This window comes from Pseudomonas sp. MDT1-16, from assembly GCF_054898115.1.
The window spans coordinates 5757467-5781659 of the sequence record NZ_CM142717.1; the positions used below are offsets into that span (position 1 = coordinate 5757467).

Below are 24193 nucleotides of genomic sequence, written 5' to 3' on the forward strand. Positions count from 1 at the left end.
CCCAAATTTTTAAAGAACGATCTAATCAAAGACTAGAAATCAACATTCACCATCGTCACGATGGAATGCTCATTTCTAAGCTCTCAACAACAGAAGCAGTTAGTGGTGGAGCCAAACGGGATCGAACCGTTGACCTCCTGCGTGCAAGGCAGGCGCTCTCCCAGCTGAGCTATGGCCCCGTATTTCTACAGGCGTTTCCCACACAAAATTGGTGGGTCTGGGCAGATTCGAACTGCCGACCTCACCCTTATCAGGGGTGCGCTCTAACCAACTGAGCTACAGACCCAATTTCGGGCTGCTTCTAAAATCGTCTTCTTCAATGAATCAAGCAATTCGTGTGGGAACTTATGGAGCAGCTGATGTCGTCGATTAAGGAGGTGATCCAGCCGCAGGTTCCCCTACGGCTACCTTGTTACGACTTCACCCCAGTCATGAATCACACCGTGGTAACCGTCCTCCCGAAGGTTAGACTAGCTACTTCTGGTGCAACCCACTCCCATGGTGTGACGGGCGGTGTGTACAAGGCCCGGGAACGTATTCACCGCGACATTCTGATTCGCGATTACTAGCGATTCCGACTTCACGCAGTCGAGTTGCAGACTGCGATCCGGACTACGATCGGTTTTCTGGGATTAGCTCCACCTCGCGGCTTGGCAACCCTCTGTACCGACCATTGTAGCACGTGTGTAGCCCAGGCCGTAAGGGCCATGATGACTTGACGTCATCCCCACCTTCCTCCGGTTTGTCACCGGCAGTCTCCTTAGAGTGCCCACCATGACGTGCTGGTAACTAAGGACAAGGGTTGCGCTCGTTACGGGACTTAACCCAACATCTCACGACACGAGCTGACGACAGCCATGCAGCACCTGTCTCAATGTTCCCGAAGGCACTCCGCTATCTCTAGCAGATTCATTGGATGTCAAGGCCTGGTAAGGTTCTTCGCGTTGCTTCGAATTAAACCACATGCTCCACCGCTTGTGCGGGCCCCCGTCAATTCATTTGAGTTTTAACCTTGCGGCCGTACTCCCCAGGCGGTCAACTTAATGCGTTAGCTGCGCCACTAAGAGCTCAAGGCTCCCAACGGCTAGTTGACATCGTTTACGGCGTGGACTACCAGGGTATCTAATCCTGTTTGCTCCCCACGCTTTCGCACCTCAGTGTCAGTATCAGTCCAGGTGGTCGCCTTCGCCACTGGTGTTCCTTCCTATATCTACGCATTTCACCGCTACACAGGAAATTCCACCACCCTCTACCATACTCTAGCTCGACAGTTTTGAATGCAGTTCCCAGGTTGAGCCCGGGGATTTCACATCCAACTTAACGAACCACCTACGCGCGCTTTACGCCCAGTAATTCCGATTAACGCTTGCACCCTCTGTATTACCGCGGCTGCTGGCACAGAGTTAGCCGGTGCTTATTCTGTCGGTAACGTCAAAACACTTACGTATTAGGTAAATGCCCTTCCTCCCAACTTAAAGTGCTTTACAATCCGAAGACCTTCTTCACACACGCGGCATGGCTGGATCAGGCTTTCGCCCATTGTCCAATATTCCCCACTGCTGCCTCCCGTAGGAGTCTGGACCGTGTCTCAGTTCCAGTGTGACTGATCATCCTCTCAGACCAGTTACGGATCGTCGCCTTGGTGAGCCATTACCTCACCAACTAGCTAATCCGACCTAGGCTCATCTGATAGCGCAAGGCCCGAAGGTCCCCTGCTTTCTCCCGTAGGACGTATGCGGTATTAGCGTCCGTTTCCGAGCGTTATCCCCCACTACCAGGCAGATTCCTAGGCATTACTCACCCGTCCGCCGCTCGCCACCAGGTACAAGTACCCGTGCTGCCGCTCGACTTGCATGTGTTAGGCCTGCCGCCAGCGTTCAATCTGAGCCATGATCAAACTCTTCAGTTCAAACATCTTTGGGTTTTTAAGAAACCCTAAACTTGGCTCAGCAATCGTTGGTTACATCTTTGATTTCTCGCGGAGTAACTTGTGATGCTGATAATCTTGTTGACTATCAGTCTGACTCCACAAGCACCCACACGAATTGCTTGATTCAGTTGTTAAAGAGCGGTTGGTTAAGATCTTTCGTCTCAACCGAGGCGCGCATTCTACAGCAGCCTCTGTTGCTGTCAAGCGGTTATTTTCAGAAGTTTTCAAAGTTTCCTTTGTAACTTCAACCACTTGCGCTTTCGATCTCTCGTTAGCGGGAGGCGAATTCTACAGCGTTACTCGCTGCTGTCAACACCTCTTTTACACCGCTTTCGACCGAGAAGACCGAACCGTTAGAAGAGCCAAACAACCCCGCTCTTTCAACTCCTTCTGGGCTTCGATGACCTAAAGCAACTCGCTGTCGAAAACTGCGTAACTCATTGTTTACCAAGGAGTTTTCCGTTTCGACTGCGCCGGAAGTGGGGCGAATTATAGACGTCCAGAATCTGCCGTCAACCCCTGATTTCAGCTTTATTCAGATTTGAGCGTAATACGTGCAAATGCCTTCTTCCCAGCCTGGCAAACATGGGTCGCGCCCAACGCGTATATAAAGGTGCGATCGACAACCTCACCATCTATACGCACGCCACCCGAACCCAGAAGATCACGCGCAACCGCCGAGTTCTTCACCAGACCAGCTTTATTAAGGACGGCTGCGATCGGCATATCTTCGGCGGCAGTCAATTCGATCTCAGGCAGATCATCCGGCAGCTCACCTTCCCTCATACGGTTACCCGCCGCACGGTGAGCATTGGCCGCAGCCTCATCACCATGGAAACGCGCGACGATCTCTTCAGCCAACTTGATCTTGATGTCGCGCGGATTTGCACCCGCCTCAACATCCGCACGGAACGCATTGATCTCTTCCATGGAGCGGAAGCTGAGCAATTCGAAGTAGCGCCACATCAGCGCATCCGGAATGGAAACCAGTTTGCCGTACATCACACCGGGCGCTTCCTGAATACCCACGTAGTTGCCCAAGGACTTGGACATCTTCTTCACGCCATCCAGACCTTCGAGCAGTGGCATGGTCAGAATGCACTGAGCCTCTTGACCATATCCACGCTGCAGTTCGCGCCCCATCAACAGGTTGAACTTCTGATCGGTACCACCCAGTTCGACATCCGCACGCAAAGCGACCGAGTCATACCCCTGAACCAGCGGATAGAGAAACTCGTGAATGGCGATTGGCTGATTGGTTGTGTAGCGCTTGTCGAAGTCGTCGCGCTCAAGCATGCGAGCCACGGTGTACTGGGAGGTCAGACGAATGAAGTCGGCCGGCCCCATCTGATCCATCCAGGTAGAGTTGAACGCAACTTCAGTTTTCGCCGGATCAAGAATCTTGAAGACCTGGGTCTTGTAGGTCTCGGCATTCTCGAGCACCTGCTCACGGGTAAGCGGAGGACGTGTTGCACTCTTGCCGCTCGGATCACCGATCATCCCGGTGAAGTCACCTATAAGGAAGATGACTTGGTGACCCAGCTCCTGGAACTGACGCAGCTTATTAATAAGCACGGTATGACCCAGGTGCAAATCCGGCGCGGTCGGATCAAAGCCTGCCTTGATACGTAGCGGCTGGCCACGCTTGAGCTTTTCGATCAGCTCGGACTCGACCAACAGTTCTTCCGCACCACGTTTGATCAGCGCTAGCTGCTCTTCAACCGACTTCATAACAGACCCGTAAGGCTCGAATTCAAAGGGAACCAACCATACAAGATCGCGCGTCAAATACAAGTTCTGCCCGGCGCACGGACGTCAATCCACGAACAGAGCGTTCGCGGACTTGCTTCAGAGACGATTTGGTTATATTTTATACAGTTATTTCATCTTCATCATGTCATTCATCTTTTCCACTTCATCTTTTTTCAAAGTCAAAAATTACCTATGACCAAAGAATCGTCTAAAGCGCCGCCGCTTTACCCGAAGACCCACCTGCTCGCAGCAAGTGGCATCGCCGCCCTTCTGAGCCTGGCGCTTCTGGTATTTCCTTCCAGTGATGTTGAAGCCAAAAAGACGACCCTGAGTCTTGAACTGGAAAGCCCTGCTGAACAACTGACACAAGATCAAGACGCTGCCGAGGCCGTCCAGGCCACAAATGAGCCAGCAACTTCCCCTTTCGCGCAGATCGAAAACAGCACAGAAGAACCCCAGGAAACCGCTCAGGTCGCACCGGCGCCGGCATCCACGCCCGCCCCTGTGATCGAAGAAAAAAAATCTCCAAACCATAGGGAAGTGATCGTTTCTAAAGGCGATACGCTCTCCACACTGTTCGCGAAAGTCGGCCTTCCGGCAACTTCGGTGCATGAAGTACTGGCCAGCGACAAACAGGCCAAGCAGTTCAGCCAACTCAAACATGGCCAGAAACTTGAATTCGAACTGAGCCCCGATGGCCAGCTGACCAACCTGCACAGCAAGGTCAGCGACGTCGAAAGCATCACCCTGACCAAGAATGACAAGGGTTATGCATTCAACCGCATTACCGCCAAGCCTACCGTTCGCTCCGCCTACGTTCATGGCGTGATCAACAGTTCGCTGTCGCAATCCGCTGCACGCGCAGGCCTGTCCCACAGCCTGACCATGGACATGGCCAGCGTGTTTGGCTATGACGTCGACTTCGCCCAGGATATTCGCCAGGGTGACGAGTTCGATGTCATCTACGAACAGAAAGTCGTCAACGGCAAGGCCGTCGGCAATGGTCCGATCCTTTCCGCGCGCTTCACCAACCGCGGTAAGACCTACACCGCCGTGCGTTACATCAATAAACAAGGCAACAGCAGCTACTACACCGCTGACGGCAACAGCATGCGCAAGGCGTTTATCCGTACGCCGGTGGACTTCGCCCGCATCAGTTCGAAATTCTCCATGGGCCGCAAGCACCCAATCCTGAACAAGATTCGCGCCCACAAAGGCGTCGACTATGCAGCGCCGCGTGGCACCCCAATCAAGGCAGCCGGTGACGGCAAAGTGTTGCTGGCCGGACGCCGCGGTGGCTACGGCAACACCGTAATCATCCAGCACGGCAATACCTACCGCACGCTATACGGCCACATGCAAGGCTTCGCCAAAGGCATCAAGACTGGCGGCAGCGTCAAGCAAGGCCAGGTGATTGGCTACATCGGCACCACCGGGCTCTCCACCGGCCCGCACTTGCACTACGAGTTCCAGGTCAATGGCGTACACGTCGATCCATTGGGCCAGAAGGTGGCGATGGCCGATCCGATCTCCAAAGCTGAACGTGCACGTTTCCTCACGCAGAGCCAACCGCTGATGGCGCGCATGGATCAAGAGAAGTCCACTCAGCTGGCTTCGAGCAAGCGATAAGCCATGACGCTCTATATAGGTGTGATGTCCGGGACCAGCCTCGACGGCCTGGATATTGCGCTGGTTGAGCTAACCCCGGCGATCAAGCTGGTCGCCACGCACTACATTCCCATGCCTGATTCCCTACGCACCGAGCTGCTTGGCTTGTGCAGTAGTGGCCCGGACGAGATTGCCCGCTCCGCCATTGCCCAGCAGAACTGGGTGAAGCTGGCAGCACAGGGCATTCACACCCTCCTTGATCAACAAAACCTGAAGCCCGAAGACATTCGTGCAATCGGCAGCCACGGTCAGACCATTCGCCACGAACCCGCGCGCGGCTTCACGGTGCAAATAGGCAACCCTGCCCTACTGACGGAGTTGTCCGGAATCACCGTGGTCAGCGACTTCCGCAGCCGTGATGTGGCCGCCGGAGGGCAAGGCGCGCCACTGGTTCCAGCCTTCCACGAAGCGTTGTTCGAAGAACAGCCTGGCAATCGTGCGGTATTGAACGTCGGCGGTTTCAGCAACCTAAGCCTGATTGAACCTGGCAAGCCTGTTGCGGGTTTCGACTGTGGCCCGGGCAATGTTCTGCAGGATGCGTGGATTCACCAGCAACGCGGCGACAACTTTGATCGCGACGGCCAATGGGCTGCCACCGGTAAGGTCGAACCGATTCTTTTGAAAGAATTGCTCAGTGATCCGTTCTTCGTGACCAAAGGCCCGAAAAGTACCGGTCGCGAAGTATTCAACCTGCCATGGCTGACACAGCATCTGGCACAGCTGCCGACCTTCGCCACCGAAGACGTGCAGGCAACCCTGCTCGAACTGACCGCCCTGACCATCGTCGAATCACTGCAAAGCGCCCAATCAGACACCCTGGAACTGCTTGTCTGCGGTGGCGGCGCGCACAACGCCACGCTGATGAACCGCTTGGCCAGCTTGCTGCCGAACGCCAAGGTCAGCAGCACCGCGGCTTGCGGTGTAGACCCGGACTGGGTCGAAGCCATGGCCTTCGCCTGGCTGGCCCATTGCTGCCTTGAAGGCATCGCCGCCAATCGCCCGAGCGTTACCGGCGCCCGTGGCCTGCGCGTACTCGGCGCCATCTACCCTGCCTGACTAGCCATACCGAATCCCGGACAGCAAAAAGCCGCAGAGCCCTGAGACCATGCGGCGCTTGGTGATGCTATGAATTGCGATCAGATCGAGAACGAGGAGCCGCAGCCACACGTGGTGCTGGCGTTCGGATTCTTGATCACGAAGCGCGAACCTTCCAGACCTTCCTGATAATCCACCTCGGCACCTGCCAAGTATTGGAAGCTCATCGGGTCGACCACCAGACTCACACCTTCGCGTTCGACAATGGTGTCGTCATCGGCCACTTCTTCATCGAAGGTGAAGCCGTACTGAAAACCTGAACAACCGCCGCCCGTAACGAATACGCGCAGCTTCAAGCGATCATTCCCCTCTTCATCGACCAGGCTCTTCACCTTGTGCGCGGCACCGTGGGTGAATTGCAAAGCCGTGGGGGTGAAGGATTCGACGCTCATGCTAATTATCTCCCGGCGTTACGCCGCCATAATGCGTGATGACGCGCATTATCCGCTTCTCCTAGAAAATCGGTCAACTATTGTTACGGTATATCAATCAACACATTTGCCCGCCCGAAATGCAAAAAAGCCCGTCAGACGGGCCTTTTTGCTGAGCGGAATGAACCTTACGGCAGCATACCTGCGTGGGACAGACCCAAGCGCTCATCCAGACCGAACAGAATATTCAGGTTCTGCACCGCCTGACCCGACGCGCCTTTGACCAGGTTATCGATCACCGACAACACCACCACCAGATCACCATCCTGTGGACGATGCACGGCAATACGGCAAACGTTGGCACCGCGCACGCTGCGGGTTTCCGGGTGACTGCCGGCCGGCATGACATCGACGAACGGTTCGTTGGCATAACGCTTTTCAAACAGCGCCTGCAGATCCACCGAGCGATCCACGACGGTCGCGTAGAGCGTGGAGTGGATGCCTCGAATCATGGGCGTCAGGTGCGGAACGAAGGTCAGACCGACGTCCTTGCCCGCTGCGCGACGCAGACCCTGGCGAATTTCCGGCAAGTGACGGTGCCCTTTGACGGCGTAAGCCTTCGTGCTTTCCGACGTCTCGGCGTACAGCGAGCCTACGGAAGCCCCACGACCGGCACCGCTGACGCCGGATTTGCAGTCAGCGATCAAGCGGGTGGTATCGGCCAGACCTGCTTCAAGCAATGGCAGGAAACCCAATTGCGTGGCAGTCGGGTAGCAGCCCGGCACAGCAATCAGGCGGGCCTGTTTGATCAACTCGCGATTGACTTCCGGCAAGCCGTAAACCGCCTCTTCCAGCAGTTCCGGTGCGCCGTGAGGCTGACCGTACCACTTGGCCCATTCATCGGCGTCTTGCAGACGGAAGTCTGCAGACAGGTCGATGACCTTGGTTCCCGCTGCCAACAGCTCACCGGCCAGGGCATGGGCAACACCGTGAGGCGTAGCGAAGAACACCACGTCACAAGCGCCCAGCGTCTTGATGTCCGGAACGCTGAACGCCAGGCCATCGTAATGACCGCGCAGGTTCGGATACATATTGGCCACGGCCAGACCGGCCTCGGATCGGGAAGTGATGACTGCCACTTCAGCTTGCGGATGCTGCGCCAACAGACGCAGCAGTTCGACACCGGTGTAACCCGTGCCGCCGACGATACCGACCTTGACCATAAACCTGCCCTCAACGAACCCACTGGAAAGCAGTCGATAATAGGGGCCGCACGGCTCTGCGACAACCGTCAAGGTGACGTGCGGGCGCTCTACCCTCTACTATCTTCGCTACCGTGAACCTGGGAATAACTAAAAATGCTTTATCTGTGGCTCAAAGCGCTTCACATCGTCAGCATGGTCTGCTGGTTTGCCGGCCTGTTCTACCTGCCGCGCCTGTTCGTCTATCACGCCCAAAGCGAAGACACCGTCAGCAAAGAACGCTTCAGCATCATGGAGCGCAAGCTGTACCGCGGCATCATGGGCCCGGCGATGATCGCCACCCTGATTTTCGGCATTGCACTGATCGCCTTGAACCCCAGCATATTTAGTCAAGGTGCCTGGATTCACGCGAAGTTGACGCTGGTGGTGATCCTGATCGGCTACCACCACATGTGCGGCGCCCAAGTGAAACGTTTTGCCCGTGGCGAGAACAACCGCAGCCATGTCTTTTATCGCTGGTTCAATGAAGTGCCGGTTCTGATATTGCTGGCTATTGTAATTCTGGTCATCGTTCGGCCGTTCTAACTCCAATAAGCACAACTCACCGGGGTACTTCCAATGTCGCTGCCCGCTCTGCTCGAACAACGTTTGCGCCTGCCTGTGGTGGCAGCACCGATGTTCCTGATCTCCAACCCTCAACTGGTGCTCGCCTGCTGCCGTAATGGCGTGGTGGGCAGCTTCCCCGCGCTCAACCAGCGCGAGAGCAGTGGCTTCAAGGCCTGGCTGGAAGAGATCGAAGCAGGGTTGGCAACACTGAAGAATCCGGCACCTTTTGCGGTGAACCTGATCGTCCACAACAGCAACCCGCGGCTGCAAGCGGATCTGGCGATCTGTATCGAGCACAAAGTGCCGATCGTGATCACCAGCCTCGGCGCCGTGAAAGAACTGGTCGATGCAGTACACAGCTATGGCGGTCTGGTGTTCCATGACGTGACGACTCGTCGCCATGCAGAGAAAGCCGCCGAGGCCGGGGTCGACGGTTTGATCGCCGTGGCAGCAGGCGCCGGTGGACACGCCGGGACCTGGAGCCCGTTCTCGCTAATTGCCGAGATACGCCAATTCTTCGACAAGACCCTGCTGCTGGCCGGTTGCCTGAACCACGGCCACGAGATTCTCGCTGCACAATTACTCGGTGCGGATTTGGCCTACTTCGGTACGCGATTTATCGGCACCACCGAAAGTCATGCGTCTGACGCCTATAAAGAGATGCTGCTGACGTCCAGAGCGGCGGACATCGTCCATACTCCAGCGGTGTCGGGAGTACCGGCGAGCTTTATGCGTCAAAGCCTTGAGGCTGCGGGTTTCGACATGGCAGCGCTGCAAGGCAAGGGTGAGGTGAACTTCGGCTCCAAACTCAAGCCTATAAGCGATGAAGCCAAAGCCTGGAAAACCGTTTGGTCCGCAGGCCAGGGGGTCGGCGAAATCGATGACCTGCCAAGTGTTGATCAATTGATCGCTCGCCTTGATGCCGAGTACCGCAAAGCACTGGAGCTGGCGGCAGCGCTGCCCAAACGCTGGCCACGCTGACAGGAAAACTTGGCCAGTCCATTCCGGCTGGCCTTACACTCCACGCGCAATTCTCCCTAAACCATTCGCGACAAGGATGCCTCGCAATGAGCGAAAACCGTTTCAAGATCGTATTCGACGGCGCTCTGCTGCCAGGTGTTGACGTCACCACTGCCAAGCTCAATCTCGCCGATCTGTTCAAAAGCGATGTGACTGCCATCGAGCGGCTGTTCAGTGGCAAGCCGGTTGCACTCAAACGCGACCTGTCACAGACCGATGCTCAGACTTATCTCCAGGCGCTGACCAAAACCGGTATCGATGCCCGGATCGAATCCGAACCTTCGATCGAGCTGAACCTGTCTGACGTTCATGAGCCCCCCCCTGCCGTTGCAGCAGATCCCGAATCCCCTTATGCACCCCCCCGGGCGACCGTCGGCGAAGCCTTGCCTGAATTTGCCCCACTCAAGGCGTTCAGTTTCGAGGGCCGCATCGGCCGCTTGCGTTACCTGGCCTGGACGATGGCCCTGACACTCGTCACCCTAGGCGTTGGCGCTGTGCTTGCTGTTTTCGGCCTGGCCCTCATCAGTACGGACTCGACCGCCGGCCTGATTCTCGGTGGCTTGCTGGCCTTTGTTCTCTTCGTGGCGCTTGCGTTCGTCAGCATTCAGTTCAGTGTCCAGCGTCTGCACGATATCGGCTGGTCTGGCTGGCTTTGGCTGCTGACCCTCGTGCCGTTCGTGGGCAGCATCTTTCCGTTCGTGATGATGATTGCACCGGGTAACAACACCGCCAATCAATACGGCGCGCCACCACCGCCCAACAGCTCCGCGGTCAAGGTCCTGTCTTCACTCTGGCTGGTGTTTATCGCGACTCTGTTCATCGGCGGACTGACCGGTGGCCTCTCTACCATTCAGAGTGAGTACGAAAGCGCCACCCAGAGCGGCTATGAAAGCGACTCCGTGACCACCGAAGAGTTCGAAGATCAGACCGCTGTGGAAGCAGAGCCGGCGCCAAATTCAGCCGACGATGCAGCCGAAGACGCCCAGCCCCCTGTAGACTCTGCGAAAGAATGAACAGCGCTCCCCGCCCGTGACACCTGCGTCGCTGGCGCGGAGCTGTTGCGATGGAGAAATGCATGACCCGTTACGCTCTGATCACTGGCGCTTCCAGCGGCATCGGCCTGGCAATGGCCGAAGCGCTGGCCCGGCGCGGCCGCAGCCTGATTCTGGTGGCCCGGCAGCGTGATCAGCTGGAAAGTATTGCGATTGAACTGACGCAACGTTTTGGCGTGGAAGTGTTGTTCCGAGCCTGTGACCTCGGCGAGCCGCTACGGCTGTCCGGATTTCTGCTGGAGCTGGAGGAAGGTGACCGACAGATCGATTTGCTGGTCAACTGCGCCGGCATCGGCACTTGCGGCCCTTTCCTGGCTCAGGACTGGATGACCGAGCAGGACCTGATCGAAGTGAACATCCTTGCGCTCACTCGCCTGTGTCACGCGATCGGCAACAGTATGGCGCTGCAGGGCGGCGGGCAGATTTTGAATGTCGCCTCGGTTGCGGCGTTTCATCCCGGCCCGTGGATGAGCACTTACTACGCCAGCAAGGCTTATGTGCTGCACTTTTCCGAAGGGTTGCGCGTCGAACTGAAAAAATGTGCGGTCAAGGTGTCGGTGCTCTGCCCCGGCCCTACCCGCACGGCGTTTTTTCGCACCGCGCAATTGGACACCGCCAAACTGGTCGACAGCAAAATGCTGATGAGCCCCGAGGAAGTCGCGCTCTATACCGTGCGGGCTCTGGAGAAAAATCGCGCCATCATTATTCCGGGTCGACGCAACCGCTGGCGCGCCTTCCTGCCGCGGCTCGGCTCCCGCTGGCTGACCCGGACAATCGCAGGCATGGTCAACAAGGCTTACTGCCCGCGCTGATCGCCCCTCAAGGTAAAAGACTGGGCTCTGACATAACCCATGGTTACACTCAGGCCAGCCCAAACAACGGAGAAACAGCTGTGGATACTCTGTTCAGCAAGATCATCAACCGGGAAATCCCGGCCAAGATCATCTACGAGGACGACCAGATACTGGCCTTCCACGACATCGCCCCACAGGCACCGGTGCATTTTCTGGTGATCCCGAAAAAAGCGGTGCGCACGCTTAACGACATGACCGAGGACGACAAGGCACTGGCTGGGCATATCCTGTTCACCGCCCAACGCCTGGCCCTGGAACTGGGCTGCGAAGAAGGTTTCCGGGTGGTCATGAACTGCAATCCACTGGGTGGGCAGACCGTCTATCACATTCATATGCACGTGCTGGGTCAGCGCCAGATGCACTGGCCGCCGGGCTGATTGCAGTAAAACCTGTGGGAGTGGCGGTGCGACGATTCGACTTGCTCGCTCCCGCAAATGACCCAACGCAAACCTTCGCCGGCCGATTGGGTTAAACTGGCCGCCGAGATTCTTCCCGGAGGTCAGCATGACTACCCAACGTCACTACTCGCCCATTGACCGTCTTCTGCTGCAAGCCGATGCCGCGATGCGTACATTGCTGCCCTTCAGTGGCCAGCCGTACCGTCCTTCGCCCGCTATCGTGCAGCCGGATGCGCAAATGAGCGACGAAGACACCCGACACGTCGCCGGCCTGATGCGCATCAACCATACCGGTGAAGTCTGTGCCCAGGCGCTGTATCAGGGTCAGGCCCTGACCGCCAAGCTGCCGAAAGTGCGTGCCGCCATGGAACATGCCGCCGAAGAAGAAATCGACCACCTGGTCTGGTGTGAACAACGCATAAAACAGTTAGGCAGCCACACCAGCATTCTCAATCCGCTGTTCTATGGCATGTCGTTCGGGATCGGCGCGGTAGCAGGGTTGATCAGCGATAAAGTCAGCCTGGGTTTCGTTGCTGCCACCGAGCATCAGGTCTGCAAACACCTGAACGAACACCTTGAGCAACTGCCGGCCGAGGACGAAAAGTCCCGGGCGATCCTCGAGCAGATGCGCATTGATGAAGAACACCACGCCGAAAGCGCGCTGGAGGCAGGGGGTTTCCGCTTCCCGACACCGGTGAAGTTCGGCATGAGCCTGATGGCCAAGGTCATGACAAAGAGTACTTATCGGATCTGATAGCTGCATTGTCCTTGAGAGCCTCTTCGCGAGCAGGCTCGCTCCCACAATGCTCTGCGTCAGCAATAAAAAAGGCGACTACCGCAAAGTAGTCGCCTTTTTTGTGATGTTTGTCCCGTCCTGAATAAGGTTTACACCTGTTTCAGGACTAGACAGTTGAATGTCGATTCAACCGAGTTCGATGATCTCGTAGTCGTGGGTAATCGCCACGCCTGCCGCGCCGAGCATGATCGACGCCGAGCAATACTTCTCGGCAGACAGCTCGATGGCGCGTTTGACCTGGGCTTCTTTCAGCCCGCGACCCTTGACCACGAAGTGCATGTGGATTTTGGTGAAAACCTTCGGATCTTCGGTGGCGCGCTCGGCTTCGAGGAAGGCTTCGCAGCTTTCAACGGCCTGACGGGACTTCTTGAGGATGCTGACCACATCAAAATTGCTGCAACCGCCAACACCCAGCAGGAGCATTTCCATCGGCCGGACACCCAGGTTGCGACCGCCGGCATCGGGCGGACCGTCCATAACCACGACATGACCGCTGCCGGATTCACCGAGGAACATGGCTTCGCCAGCCCATTGGATGCGTGCCTTCATCGCCAAGACTCCACTGTATAAAAAAGGGTCGCCAGCTTAGCACAGGGCCCTTGATTGACAGCGTTCGCCTTCGTAGGACATAACCATCTGCGTCGTAGGTAAATGTTCGAATTTTGCAGGAAGTGTCTGTTAAGCTGGCGCCAATTCGCTGGCGCATAGCCAGCTTTGTAGCAACCTCAGCTCTTCATAAAAAAACCAAACATACCGCGCATTCTTTTCGGGATACAACCATGGTTGCTATTACCCCAACACCCAAAATGAAGAACCTCGACAAGCTGTTGATGCATTGCCAGCGCCGTCGTTATGCGGCCAAAAGCAACATCATTTGTGCCGGCGACCGCTCGGACACGCTGTTCTTCATCATCAAAGGGTCGGTCACCATCCTGATCGAGGATGACGACGGCCGCGAAATGATCATCGCTTATCTGAACTCCGGGGACTTTTTCGGCGAGTTGGGCCTGTTCGAACAGGCCGGCCTGGAACAGGAACGCAGCGCCTGGGTGCGTGCCAAGATCGAATGCGAAGTCGCGGAGATCAGCTACGCGAAATTTCGCGAGTTGTCCCAGCAGGATCCAGACATTCTTTACGTGCTCAGCGGACAAATCGCACAGCGTCTGCGCAACACCACGCGCAAAGTCGGTGACCTGGCGTTCTTCGACGTCACCGGTCGCGTTGCGCGCTGCCTGCTGGAACTCTGCAAACAGCCGGATGCCATGACCCACCCGGACGGCATGCAGATCAAGGTGACCCGTCAGGAGATCGGGCGGATTGTCGGTTGTTCGCGTGAGATGGTCGGTCGCGTACTCAAGGATCTGGAAGAGCGCAACCTGGTGGACGTCAAAGGCAAGACCATGGTGGTCTTCGGTACGCGCTAAGTCCTGAACATGTCTGCCAGCAACTGGCGGTACAACGTGTCGAGTCGCTCCAACGCATCAGGCGCTGCATATTTTTCATGCAGGGCGATGTGGCTCTCGGCGCGAACTCGCTGCTCCAGGCCACAGGCTTCATTGAAACGGTTGACCGCCGCGACCATCGATTCGCGCTCGTTTTCGAGCAACAAAGCACCATGCACCAACCCTACCGGACGCGTACCGCCCTTGCTCTGACGCCAGCGCTGAGCAGTGCCGACCATCTTGCGCCCATCGAGGTTGACGTTGAATCGGCCATCGCAGAACGCGCCATCAACTTCGCCCAGGGACGAAACGCCGCCCAACTCATCCAGCAGCTGACAAATCGGGTCGCAGAGTCGGCGATAAGCGGTTTCGATCCGGTTCTGGTCACCCTCGCTACGCGGTGGTGCGTAGACCAGCGCGATATTGATGGTTGAAGCCGATTGCGGCACCGGTTCACCGCCGGTCTCACGCAACAACACCGGCCAACCCGCTGCAGCCGATACCTCGCACGCGGCCTCGAACCCAGGCAGGCGATTCAACCGTCGAGGCATGACCAGCGCCCGATCACTGGGTTGCCAGAACAGCAGACCAAACTCCGAATCGCCGGTGCACACATGGGCCAACAGATTCTGTTCGGCGAGCAGGCCGGCTTCGACGGTCAGAGAGATTGGCTGAGGCATGGATAACTCCGTAAGACATGAAGTCTTTGGGGCACTTGATGACCTCTTCGCGGGCAAGCCCGCTCCCACAGGGGATCGGGTTGCCTGCGAAGATGTTTTCAGTCGAGGGTCGAGCCGCTGACCGGACCGCCACGCTCTGGAAAGAACAGACGCTGCAATTCGGTGCCCGGGCTTTCGGCGCGCATGAACGCTTCGCCAACCAGGAACGCGTACACATCACTGATTTCCATCAGCTCAACATCGGCCCGGTTGAGAATGCCACTTTCAGTGATCACCAAGCGATCACGCGGGATACGAGGCAACAGGTCGAGTGTGGTTTCCAGGCTGACGTCGAAGGTGTGCAAATTGCGGTTGTTAACGCCCACCAGCGGCGTGTCGAGGGTTTTCAAGGCCCGTTCCAGCTCGTCGCCGTCGTGGACTTCTACCAACACATCGAGGCCGACGCTTTTGGCCACGGCTGCCAGCTCAGCCATTTTCACGTCGTCCAGTGCGGAGACAATCAGCAGCACGCAGTCGGCGCCCAACGCTCGGGCTTCAATGATCTGGTATGGATCGATCATGAAATCCTTGCGGATCACCGGCAAACCGCACGCCGCACGAGCCTGTTGCAGATACGCATCGGCGCCTTGGAAGTAATCGATATCGGTGAGCACCGACAGACAGGTCGCGCCGCCCTTCTCGTAACTCTTGGCAATGTCGGCGGGAACGAAGTTCTCGCGGATCACGCCTTTGCTGGGTGAAGCTTTCTTGATTTCCGCAATCACCGCCGGCTGCTTGAGCTTTGCCTGAGCGATCAGTGCCTTGGCAAAACCACGGGGTGCATCGGCCGCCTTGGCCAGACTTTCCAGCTCCGCCAGGCTTACGCGAGCGCTACGCTCGGCGACCTCCTGGACTTTGCGGGCCAGAATGTTTTCCAGAACCGTCGGTACACTCATCCCTCATTCTCCACTCTGAATACCGCGGTAAATGCACCCAACTCCTCCAGTTTTTCCCGAGCGAGGCCTGTGTGCAGCGCATCGTGCGCCAGGGCAACGCCTTCTTTCAAACTGCTGGCATGGTCGGCGGCGTACAGCGCGGCACCGGCATTGAGCATAATCATTTCCGCGGCTTTCTGACCGTTCTCGGTCTTGCGCTTGCCCAAGGCATCGCGAATCAGCTCCAGCGAGGCCGCCGGACTATCCACTGCCAGACCGTGCAGGCTCTGGCTCTTCATGCCCAGGTCTTCTGGCTCGACCCAATACTCGGTGATCTGGTCATCCTTCAATTCCGCCACAAAGGTTGGCGCTGCCAGACTGAATTCGTCCAGGCCATCCCTCGAGTGCACCACCAGCACGTGTTTGCTGCCCAGACGCTGCAGGACTTCGGCCAACGGCCGGCACAACGCCTGATTGAATACGCCCACCACCTGATGCTTCACGCCCGCCGGATTCGTAAGCGGGCCGAGCATGTTGAACAAGGTGCGCAAGCCCAGCTCCCGGCGCGGGCCGGCGGCGTGCTTCATGGCACTGTGGTGGGTCTGGGCGAACATGAAACCGATGCCGACGTTATCGATGCAGCGTGCTACCTGAACCGACGTCAGGTTCAGGTAGATACCGGCCGCCTCCAGCAGGTCGGCGCTGCCGCTGTTGCCCGAGACCGCACGGTTACCGTGTTTGGCCACGGTGCAACCGGCCGCCGCGACCACGAACGAGGAAGCGGTCGAGACGTTGAAGATATTGGCACCGTCACCACCGGTACCGACCACATCGACGACGCCATCGAGGGTCTTGAGTTCGACCTTGTCCGCCAGCTCGCGCATGACCGACACGGCGCCGACGATCTCGTCGATGCTTTCGCTCTTCATGCGCATGGCCATCATGAATGCGCCGATCTGCGCATCCGTGCATTGACCGGTCATGATTTCGCGCATCACATCGCGCATCTCATCGGTGCTGAGGTCGAGCTGTTCGACGATACGGCTCAGGGCTGTCTTGATATTCATGAAAAGTCCTTAGCGCGTGCCGCCGGTTTGTTTGAGGAAGTTAGCGAACAGCTCGTGGCCCTGTTCGGTGAGGATCGACTCAGGGTGAAACTGCACGCCTTCGATGTTCAGTGTCTTGTGGCGCAGCCCCATGATCTCGTCAACCGAACCGTCTTCAAGCTGGGTCCACGCGGTCAGCTCCAGACAGTCGGGCAGAGTTTCGCGCTTGACGATCAATGAGTGATAGCGAGTAACCGTGAGCGGATGATTCAGGCCTTCGAAAACGCCCTTGTCCTCGTGAAACACCGGGCTGGTCTTGCCGTGCATCACTTGGCGGGCGCGAACCACATCGCCGCCAAACGCCTGGCCGATGGACTGATGGCCCAGGCAGACGCCGAGAATCGGCAGTTTTCCACCAAAATGCTTGATTACGTCAATCGAGACGCCGGCTTCGTTCGGGGTGCAAGGACCGGGGGAGACGACGATCCGCTCAGGGTTGAGGGCTTCGATTTCGGCGATGGTGAGCTCATCGTTGCGCACGACTTTGACCTGGGAGCCGAGCTCACCAAGGTACTGCACAACGTTGTAGGTAAAAGAGTCGTAGTTATCGATCATCAGCAACATGGCGTTATGAACCTCTTGAATTCACTGACTTTAATACAGCCTTCGAATGAGTTACCCGCAGCGTCCTGCGCTTTGTCAGTCGCTGGAATCGCGCAGCAAAGCGGTTTGTCTTACGGGTAAAGAAGGCAAAGCGGTAAAGATCCGGCCGGGCCGGCAGAAGGATTCAGGCGCGCCAACGCCAACGGGCGTGTGCCTTGATGACTTGATCCAGAAGTTTGCTGACGATCAACACGGGGAAGGTCTCATTTATACGTCTCGGCACAGTAACTTAGCTGGGCAGAGCGTGCAATATGGGGCGATCGAAGCGCGTAAAACAATCGACGGGTTCGCGCCGAACGGCAACAGGCTCTATAGTTTTTTGGCACTATCGTTTTGCTCACTACAACAATAACAAACGGACTTGCTCATGATCAGACAGACGTTGGCTGTACCGCTTGCCGGCTGCTTGCTCGCTATGGCCTGCACCCAGGCGATCGCGGCGCCCAACCCCTATTCGAATTTCATCGTCTTCGGCGATAGCCTCAACGATGCCGGGCAGTTTACCGACACGGGCGGCCCTCCCGGCTCGACCCTGCGCTTCACCAACCGGACCGGACCGGTTTACCAGACCGGCAGCGGCGAAGTCTATTCCGCCAACTCGACCCAACTGCTGGGTGAAAGGCTCGGGTTTTCACCGGACCAGACGGCCGCTTCAACCTCGGCGGCGCGTGCGAACCAGGGCCTGCCGGATGGCAATAACTGGGCCGTTGGCGGTTACCGCACGGACCAGATCCTCACCTCGATCACCAGCGTATCCGCCACGGGTGAACGCACGCGTTCGGGCTATCTGCCGGCAAACAACTTCAGCGCCGATCCGAATGCGCTGTATTACATTTCCGGGGGTGGTAACGATTTTCTTCAGGGACGTGTACAAAGTGGCGCTCAGGCGAATGCCGCTGCGGATCGACTGGCCAACAGCGTCCAGGTTCTGCAAACCGCCGGCGCCAGGTACATCATGGTCTGGTTGTTGCCCGACCTGGGTTTGACGCCCGCCATCAATGGCACTCCCCAGCAGACACCCACCTCACTACTGAGCTCTGCCTTCAACCGGCAACTGGTCACTCGACTGGCGGGGATCGATGCCGAAATCATCCCGCTGAACATTCCGCTGCTGTTGCAGGAAACCTTCGCCGATCCGGCTCGATTCGGTTTTGCTACAGGCCAGAACCTGACGGCGACCTGTTTCAGCGGTAACAGCTGCACCGAAAACCCTACGTATGGCATCAACAGTGCCACGCCGGACCCCAGCAAGCTGATTTATAACGATGGGGTTCATCCGACCGAAGCCGGGCAAAAACTGATTTCCGACTACGCCTATTCCTTACTGGCTGCGCCTTGGGAGCTGACGTTGTTGCCGGAAATGGCCCACGCTACCTTGCGTGCGCACCAGGATGAACTGCGCAGCCAATGGCAATCGGACTGGGATAACTGGCAAGCGATCGGCCAATGGCGCGCCATTGTCGCCGGTGGCGGTCAGCATCTGGATGTCGATAGCCAAAGCAGCGGAGCCAGCGCCGACGGCGACGGTTACAACCTGAACATCGGCGGCAGCTATCGTCTCAATGACGCCTGGCGCGTCGGTGTGGCGGCGGGTTTCTATCGTCAGAACCTGGAAGCAGGCAATAACGATTCGGACTACAAACTCAACAGCTACCTGGCCACCGCCTTCGCCCAGTTCCAGCAGAATCGCTGGTGGGCCGATGCCGCGTTGACCGGCGGCAAGCTGGATTACGACAACCTCAAACGCAAATTCGACCTGGGTGCCAGCGAAGGGGCGGAAAAAGGCGATACCAATGGCGATCTCTGGGCTTTCAGCACACGCGTTGGCTACGACATTGCGCAACCGGGCAGCGAGTGGCACCTGTCACCGTTCATCAGCGCCGATTACGCAAAAGTGGAAGTCGATGGCTACTCGGAAAACAGCACTCGTTCCACAGCGCTGACCTTTGATGATCAGACTCGCGATTCAAAACGTCTGGGCGCCGGTCTGCAGGGTAAGTATCAGATCACCACGCAGACTCAAGTGTTCGGCGAATACGCGTATGAGCGTGAATACGAGGATGACACTCAGAAAGTAAACATCGCGCTCAACAGCCTGCCATCCCTGGACTTCAAACTGGACGGCTATACACCGCAAAGCCACCTGAATCGCGTGAGCCTGGGGGTCAGCCACAAGTTGACGGCCGATCTGGCGCTGCGTGGCGGATACACGTTCCGCAAGGATGATGACTTTACCCAGCAAGGGCTTACCGTTGGGGTTGCGCTGGACTTCTGATCCGGTAACAGCAGGCGCAAAAAACGCGGCGCCCTCACAGGTGCCGCGTTTTTTATGGTGGTGAGGTCTTTGTGGGAACTCAGCTTACCGGGGTTTGCTCGGCGAGAGCCACGGCACGGAACATCGCGCGGCGCTTGTTCAGGGTTTCTTCCCATTCCAGCGCCGGCACCGAGTCGGCAACGATGCCGCCACCGGCCTGCACGTGCAGTTCGCCGTTCTTGATCACTGCTGTGCGGATCGCGATCGCAGTGTCCATGTTGCCGTTCCAGGCGAAGTAACCGACCGCGCCGCCATAGACGCCACGCTTGACCGGCTCCAGTTCGTCGATGATTTCCATCGCGCGGATTTTCGGTGCGCCGGACAAGGTGCCCGCCGGCAGAATCGCCCGCAGTGCGTCCATCGCCGTCAGCCCGGCTTTCAGTTGACCGGTAACGTTGGAAACGATGTGCATCACGTTGGAGTAACGCTCGATGACCATTTTTTCGGTGAGTTTCACCGAACCGATTTCCGAGACCCGACCCGTATCGTTACGGCCCAGGTCGATCAGCATCAAGTGCTCGGCAATTTCCTTGTCGTCGGACAGCAGGTCTTTTTCCAGCGCCAGGTCAGCCTCTTCGTTGGCCCCGCGTGGGCGAGTGCCGGCGATCGGGCGCACGGTGATCAGGTTGTCTTCGACCCGCACCAGCACCTCAGGCGAACTGCCGACGACGTGGAAGTCGCCGAAGTTGAAGAAGTACATATAAGGCGTCGGGTTGAAGCAACGCAGCGCCCGGTACAGATCAATCGGCGCGGCCTTGAAGTCAATCGACATGCGCTGGGACGGCACGACCTGCATGCAGTCACCGGCCAGGATGTATTCCTTGATGGTATCGACGGCTTTTTCGTAATCGTCCTGGGTGAAGCTCGAACGAAAGACCGGATCAGCAGACTGTTGTTTGCTGAAATCCAGGCCACGGCGCGGGGTGATCGGTTGACGGAGTTTTTCCAGCAGCTCTTCCAGCCGTGCCTGACCTTGCTCGAAGGCGTCTGCCTGCGACGGATCGGCCAGAACAATCGCGTGCATCTTGCCGGCGAGGTTGTCGAACACCACCACCGCGTCGGAAACCATCAGCAGAATGTCCGGCACGCCCAATGGATCCGGGTTCGGGCATTTGCCTAGACGCTTTTCTACATACCGCACGCAGTCGTAACCGAAGTAACCCACCAGACCGCCATTGAAGCGCGGCAGGCCAGGAATGGTCGGCACGTTGTAGCGAGCTTTGAATTCTTCGACAAAGGCCAGCGGATCTTCAGCCTCATGACTTTCGATCTCGACGCCATCGTGGGTCACGCTGACGTGATGGTCGTGAACCCGAAGCACGGTGCGGCACGGCAGGCCGATGATCGAGTAACGGCCCCACTTCTCCCCGCCCTGCACCGATTCCAGCAGGTAGGTGTTGGGCTCGTCAGCCAGTTTCAGGTAGATCGACAGCGGCGTGTCGAAGTCGGCCAGGGTTTCGCAGGCAAGCGGGATGCGGTTGTAGCCGGCAGCGGCCAAACGCAGGAATTCTTCGCGGATCATGGGGTAGCCTCGTGGCTTGAGGGTCTAACAGTCAGGTATGCAAACGCGCCGGTAGGCCGGCCAGGAACAAGTCAGGCGCGCCAACGCCAGCGGGCCAGGGCCTTGATGACTTTCATCCAGAGTTTGCGAGTGACCACCACGATGGCGTTTCCAGAAGGGGGTTGAACAGCGTCGGGCAACGTTATCTCAGCGGCCGGATCCAGGCAACCGCGAATTAACTTGCGCAGATCGTCGATCACCAGCGCCGGCGACTCTTCGGCAATGGGTCGGCCGTGGTTATAGCCGTAACTGAGCGCCACGCATTTGACCCCCGCCGCTTTCGCCGCCAGCACATCGCTGCGCGAATCGCCGACAAATAACGATTGAGACGCGGGAATGTTGGCCATTTTCATCACAAAAAACAGCGCCGCAGGGTCGGGCTTCTTCTGCGGCAGTGTGTCGCCGCCGATGATCCATTTGAAGTAACGACCGATTTTCATCTGATCCAGCAGCGGCGCGACGAAACGCTCCGGCTTGTTGGTGATCAGCGCCATCTCTACACCCTGCTTGTGCAGCCATTTCAGGGTGTCGCGCACGCCGGGGTAAACCACCGTCAGCGCGTGACCGTCCTCATAAAAGCTGTTGAACAACGCCAGGGCATGCTCGGCTTCGACCTCATCGACACCCTCGGCGTCGATGTGGTTGGCCAAGGCCCGGCGCACCAGTACGTGCACGCCGTTGCCCACCCACTCACGCACCGATGCGATACCAGCAGGTTGACGCCCGAGTTTGAGCAGCATGTTATCCACAGCCGCTGCGAGGTCGGGGACCGAATCGACCAGCGTGCCATCCAGATCGAACATCACCAACCGCGGCAGAGACCCCGGGAACAGCTGCTCAAAGCCACTCATGGACGGGCCAGCGCCAGTTCGGAACGCATCTTTTCAATCACCTCTTGGTAGTTCGGTGCATTGAAGATCGCCGAGCCGGCGACGAAGGTGTCGGCGCCGGCAGCGGCGATTTCACGAATGTTGTTCACGTTCACGCCGCCGTCGATTTCCAGGCGGATGTCACGGCCGGAGGCATCGATCAGCGCCCGCGCTTCACGCAGCTTGTCGAGGGTACCGGGGATGAACTTCTGCCCGCCGAAGCCCGGGTTGACGCTCATCAGTAGGATCATGTCGACCTTGTCCATCACGTACTTGAGCACGTCGAGTGAGGTCGCCGGATTGAACACCAGGCCCGACTTGCAGCCCCCTTCGCGGATCAGTTGCAGGGAACGGTCGACGTGCTGTGTGGCTTCCGGGTGGAAGGTGATGTACGTCGCGCCGGCCTCGATGAAGTCACCGACGATGCGGTCCACCGGGCTGACCATCAGGTGCGCGTCGATCGGCGCAGTCACGCCGTACTTGCGCAGTGCGGCGCAGACCATCGGGCCGATGGTCAGGTTCGGCACGTAATGGTTGTCCATGACATCGAAGTGCACGAAGTCGGCACCGGCGGCCAGGACGTTGTCCACTTCTTCACCCAGGCGGGCGAAGTCGGCGGAGAGAATCGACGGAGCAATGACGAAGGGCTGCATGACGCACCTTTTTTGAGCGGAATCACGATGGCGCGCATTGTATACCGCATGCTTTGCAGCGCGCACCGTGACGCGATAATCAGTACGCCGCCCGGTAGATCTTCTCGATATCGACGGCGCTCAATTTGCGCGGATTGTTGCGCATCAGACGCTCAATTCCCGCCGCCTCCACGGCCATGGCCGGCAGGGCGTCCTCGGGAACGCCGAAGCTGCGCAGACCCGGCGGGATTTCCACCGCGGCGCACAGTTCGGTCATCGCCTCGACGGCTTTGTCGGCCGCGTCGTTGACGCTCAGATGAGCGATCTTCACCCCCATGGCCTCGGCAATATCCTGCATGCGCTCCACGCAGGCCATTTTGTTCCAGGTCATGACATACGGCAGCAGCAAGGCATTGCTGACGCCGTGGGCAATGTTGAACCGCCCGCCCAGCGGATACGCCAATGCATGCACCGCCCCGACCCCGGCATTACCAAACGCCATACCGGCCATCAGGCTGGCGGTGGCCATGTCTTCGCGGGCCTGGAGGTTGGACGGATTGGCGTAGGCCTTGGGCAGCGCCTTGGCGATGAGCTTGATGGCGCCGATGGCCAGCGCGTCGGTAATCGGTGAGGCGTTCAGCGACAGATAGGATTCGATGGCGTGCACCAGTGCATCGACGCCACTGGCGGCAGTGACACTGCGCGGGCAGGTCAGGGTCATTTGTGGACTGACCAGCGCCACGTCCGGTAATAGATAGTCGCTGACGATGCCTTTCTTCAGTTGCGCAACCTTGTCGGAGAGGATCGCCACGTTGGTGACTTCCGAGCCGGTGCCCGCGGTGGTCGGGATGGCGATCAGCGGCGGGCCTTTGCGCGGCACCTGATCGATGCCGAACAGATCTTCCAGCGCCCCGTGATAACCGGCGTAGGCCGCGACACTTTTGGCGATGTCGATGGCACTGCCGCCGCCCAGGCCGATCAATCCGTCGTGCCCGCCCTCACGGTAGACCCGCATGCAGTCTTCGACGATGGCAATTTCCGGGTCTGGCAGCACACGGTCGAAAATTTCGTAGGGGCGGTCGCCCAGCTGCGCCAGCGCCAGCTCGACCGTGCCGGACTTGACCAGTGCGGCATCGGTGACGATCAGCGGGTTGTCGATGTCCAGGCGTGTCAGTTCAGCCGCCAGTTGCTCGATGGCACCGGCGCCGGTGATCAGTTTGTGAGCGATTTTGAAAGAGGAAAGACTCATGTGCGCAGCCTCTTATAGCCAGGGGAGCTGGACACAAGAGTAGCTGGGGATTTGGGATTGTCTGCTATTCGGGTGGTGA

General features: G+C 58.0%; 23 protein-coding genes, 2 tRNA genes and 1 rRNA gene. 11 read left to right on the top strand and 15 right to left on the bottom strand.

Features of this window, described 5'->3' with window-relative positions:
* Positions 1–103: 103 nt before the first annotated feature.
* From ACYZT3_RS26680 to tyrS, 4 genes are all read right to left on the bottom strand, one after another.
* Positions 104–179 (bottom strand) — tRNA-Ala (locus ACYZT3_RS26680).
* A gap of 30 nt (positions 180–209) precedes the next feature.
* Positions 210–286, bottom strand: a tRNA-Ile gene (locus ACYZT3_RS26685).
* Between the two features lie 84 nt (positions 287–370).
* A 16S ribosomal RNA gene (locus tag ACYZT3_RS26690) occupies positions 371–1909 on the bottom strand.
* A 552-nt stretch (positions 1910–2461) separates the two neighbouring features.
* Positions 2462–3661: a tyrosine--tRNA ligase gene (tyrS, locus tag ACYZT3_RS26695; RefSeq protein WP_462032430.1), complete on the bottom strand. Its 1200-nt coding sequence runs from the start codon at positions 3659–3661 to the stop codon at positions 2462–2464.
* Between the two features lie 213 nt (positions 3662–3874).
* On the opposite strand from tyrS, the gene ACYZT3_RS26700 reads away from it, so the two are divergent.
* Together ACYZT3_RS26700 and ACYZT3_RS26705 are read left to right on the top strand one after the other, a co-directional pair.
* Positions 3875–5311, top strand: a complete 1437-nt coding sequence (locus ACYZT3_RS26700) for a peptidoglycan DD-metalloendopeptidase family protein (RefSeq protein WP_462031079.1) — start codon at positions 3875–3877, stop codon at positions 5309–5311.
* Between the two features lie 3 nt (positions 5312–5314).
* Complete coding sequence (locus ACYZT3_RS26705) at positions 5315–6406, top strand: anhydro-N-acetylmuramic acid kinase (protein ID WP_462031080.1); 1092 nt, start codon at positions 5315–5317, stop codon at positions 6404–6406.
* Positions 6407–6486: 80 nt separating this feature from the next.
* Here the strand turns inward: ACYZT3_RS26705 and erpA are convergent, their stop codons facing one another.
* Complete coding sequence (gene erpA / locus ACYZT3_RS26710) at positions 6487–6837, bottom strand: iron-sulfur cluster insertion protein ErpA (protein WP_007947969.1); 351 nt, start codon at positions 6835–6837, stop codon at positions 6487–6489.
* A 167-nt stretch (positions 6838–7004) separates the two neighbouring features.
* Positions 7005–8039 (bottom strand): N-acetyl-gamma-glutamyl-phosphate reductase, encoded by a 1035-nt coding sequence (gene argC / locus ACYZT3_RS26715; RefSeq protein WP_462031081.1) that lies wholly within the window; start codon positions 8037–8039, stop codon positions 7005–7007.
* A gap of 135 nt (positions 8040–8174) precedes the next feature.
* Between argC and hemJ the strand changes: the two genes are divergently transcribed.
* The 6 genes from hemJ (at position 8175) to coq7 (ending at position 12702) form a co-directional block, all read left to right on the top strand.
* Positions 8175–8603, top strand: coding sequence for a protoporphyrinogen oxidase HemJ (gene hemJ / locus ACYZT3_RS26720; protein ID WP_282381986.1), 429 nt, complete (start codon positions 8175–8177; stop codon positions 8601–8603).
* Positions 8604–8636: 33 nt separating this feature from the next.
* The gene (locus ACYZT3_RS26725) at positions 8637–9605 is read left to right on the top strand and encodes an NAD(P)H-dependent flavin oxidoreductase (RefSeq protein ID WP_282381982.1); all 969 of its coding nucleotides are present in this window, start codon (positions 8637–8639) and stop codon (positions 9603–9605) included.
* Positions 9606–9691: 86 nt separating this feature from the next.
* Complete coding sequence (locus ACYZT3_RS26730; protein ID WP_282381980.1) at positions 9692–10657, top strand: DUF805 domain-containing protein; 966 nt, start codon at positions 9692–9694, stop codon at positions 10655–10657.
* Positions 10658–10719: 62 nt separating this feature from the next.
* Positions 10720–11508 (top strand): SDR family NAD(P)-dependent oxidoreductase, encoded by a 789-nt coding sequence (locus ACYZT3_RS26735; protein WP_282381977.1) that lies wholly within the window; start codon positions 10720–10722, stop codon positions 11506–11508.
* Positions 11509–11588: 80 nt separating this feature from the next.
* Positions 11589–11927: a histidine triad nucleotide-binding protein gene (locus ACYZT3_RS26740; protein ID WP_462031082.1), complete on the top strand. Its 339-nt coding sequence runs from the start codon at positions 11589–11591 to the stop codon at positions 11925–11927.
* Between the two features lie 127 nt (positions 11928–12054).
* Complete coding sequence (gene coq7 / locus ACYZT3_RS26745) at positions 12055–12702, top strand: 2-polyprenyl-3-methyl-6-methoxy-1,4-benzoquinone monooxygenase (RefSeq protein WP_462031083.1); 648 nt, start codon at positions 12055–12057, stop codon at positions 12700–12702.
* 168 nt (positions 12703–12870) lie between these two features.
* Here coq7 and ACYZT3_RS26750 read toward each other — a convergent pair whose 3' ends face one another.
* Positions 12871–13293: an OsmC family protein gene (locus ACYZT3_RS26750; RefSeq protein WP_007941657.1), complete on the bottom strand. Its 423-nt coding sequence runs from the start codon at positions 13291–13293 to the stop codon at positions 12871–12873.
* A 230-nt stretch (positions 13294–13523) separates the two neighbouring features.
* Here ACYZT3_RS26750 and crp point away from each other — a divergent pair, with 230 nt between their 5' ends.
* Positions 13524–14168: a cAMP-activated global transcriptional regulator CRP gene (crp, locus tag ACYZT3_RS26755; RefSeq protein WP_282381971.1), complete on the top strand. Its 645-nt coding sequence runs from the start codon at positions 13524–13526 to the stop codon at positions 14166–14168.
* Here the strand turns inward: crp and ACYZT3_RS26760 are convergent.
* The 4 genes from ACYZT3_RS26760 to ACYZT3_RS26775 all read right to left on the bottom strand — a co-directional run bounded on the left by ACYZT3_RS26760 (position 14165) and on the right by ACYZT3_RS26775 (position 17450).
* A complete protein-coding gene (locus ACYZT3_RS26760) occupies positions 14165–14866 on the bottom strand; it encodes a lipoate--protein ligase family protein (RefSeq protein WP_282381969.1) in 702 nt (233 codons plus the stop codon). The two genes, crp and ACYZT3_RS26760, sit on opposite strands and share 4 nt — an antisense overlap.
* A 98-nt stretch (positions 14867–14964) precedes the next feature.
* On the bottom strand, positions 14965–15801 hold the full coding sequence (gene trpC / locus ACYZT3_RS26765; RefSeq protein WP_462031084.1) for an indole-3-glycerol phosphate synthase TrpC: 837 nt from the start codon (positions 15799–15801) through the stop codon (positions 14965–14967).
* A complete protein-coding gene (gene trpD, locus ACYZT3_RS26770; protein WP_282381965.1) occupies positions 15798–16847 on the bottom strand; it encodes an anthranilate phosphoribosyltransferase in 1050 nt (349 codons plus the stop codon). Before trpD ends, trpC begins: the two co-directional genes overlap by 4 nt.
* Before the next feature lie 9 nt (positions 16848–16856).
* Positions 16857–17450, bottom strand: a complete 594-nt coding sequence (locus ACYZT3_RS26775; protein WP_033056198.1) for an aminodeoxychorismate/anthranilate synthase component II — start codon at positions 17448–17450, stop codon at positions 16857–16859.
* A 46-nt stretch (positions 17451–17496) separates the two neighbouring features.
* Here ACYZT3_RS26775 and ACYZT3_RS26780 point away from each other — a divergent pair, with 46 nt between their 5' ends.
* Both ACYZT3_RS26780 and estP read left to right on the top strand, forming a co-directional pair.
* Positions 17497–17841, top strand: coding sequence for a hypothetical protein (locus ACYZT3_RS26780; protein WP_449646325.1), 345 nt, complete (start codon positions 17497–17499; stop codon positions 17839–17841).
* A gap of 15 nt (positions 17842–17856) precedes the next feature.
* Complete coding sequence (estP, locus tag ACYZT3_RS26785) at positions 17857–19764, top strand: esterase EstP (protein WP_462031085.1); 1908 nt, start codon at positions 17857–17859, stop codon at positions 19762–19764.
* 79 nt (positions 19765–19843) lie between these two features.
* On the opposite strand, the gene trpE is transcribed toward estP, so the two are convergent.
* The 4 genes from trpE to ACYZT3_RS26805 form a co-directional block, all read right to left on the bottom strand.
* Positions 19844–21325, bottom strand: a complete 1482-nt coding sequence (trpE, locus tag ACYZT3_RS26790) for an anthranilate synthase component I (RefSeq protein ID WP_462031086.1) — start codon at positions 21323–21325, stop codon at positions 19844–19846.
* A 71-nt stretch (positions 21326–21396) separates the two neighbouring features.
* On the bottom strand, positions 21397–22215 hold the full coding sequence (locus tag ACYZT3_RS26795) for a phosphoglycolate phosphatase (RefSeq protein WP_462031087.1): 819 nt from the start codon (positions 22213–22215) through the stop codon (positions 21397–21399).
* Entirely contained in the window at positions 22212–22886 is a 675-nt protein-coding gene (gene rpe, locus ACYZT3_RS26800) for a ribulose-phosphate 3-epimerase (RefSeq protein WP_462031088.1), read from the bottom strand. The genes ACYZT3_RS26795 and rpe overlap by 4 nt, the downstream gene beginning before the upstream one ends.
* Before the next feature lie 79 nt (positions 22887–22965).
* Positions 22966–24114, bottom strand: coding sequence for an iron-containing alcohol dehydrogenase (locus tag ACYZT3_RS26805; RefSeq protein WP_462031089.1), 1149 nt, complete (start codon positions 24112–24114; stop codon positions 22966–22968).
* Positions 24115–24193: the final 79 nt, after the last annotated feature.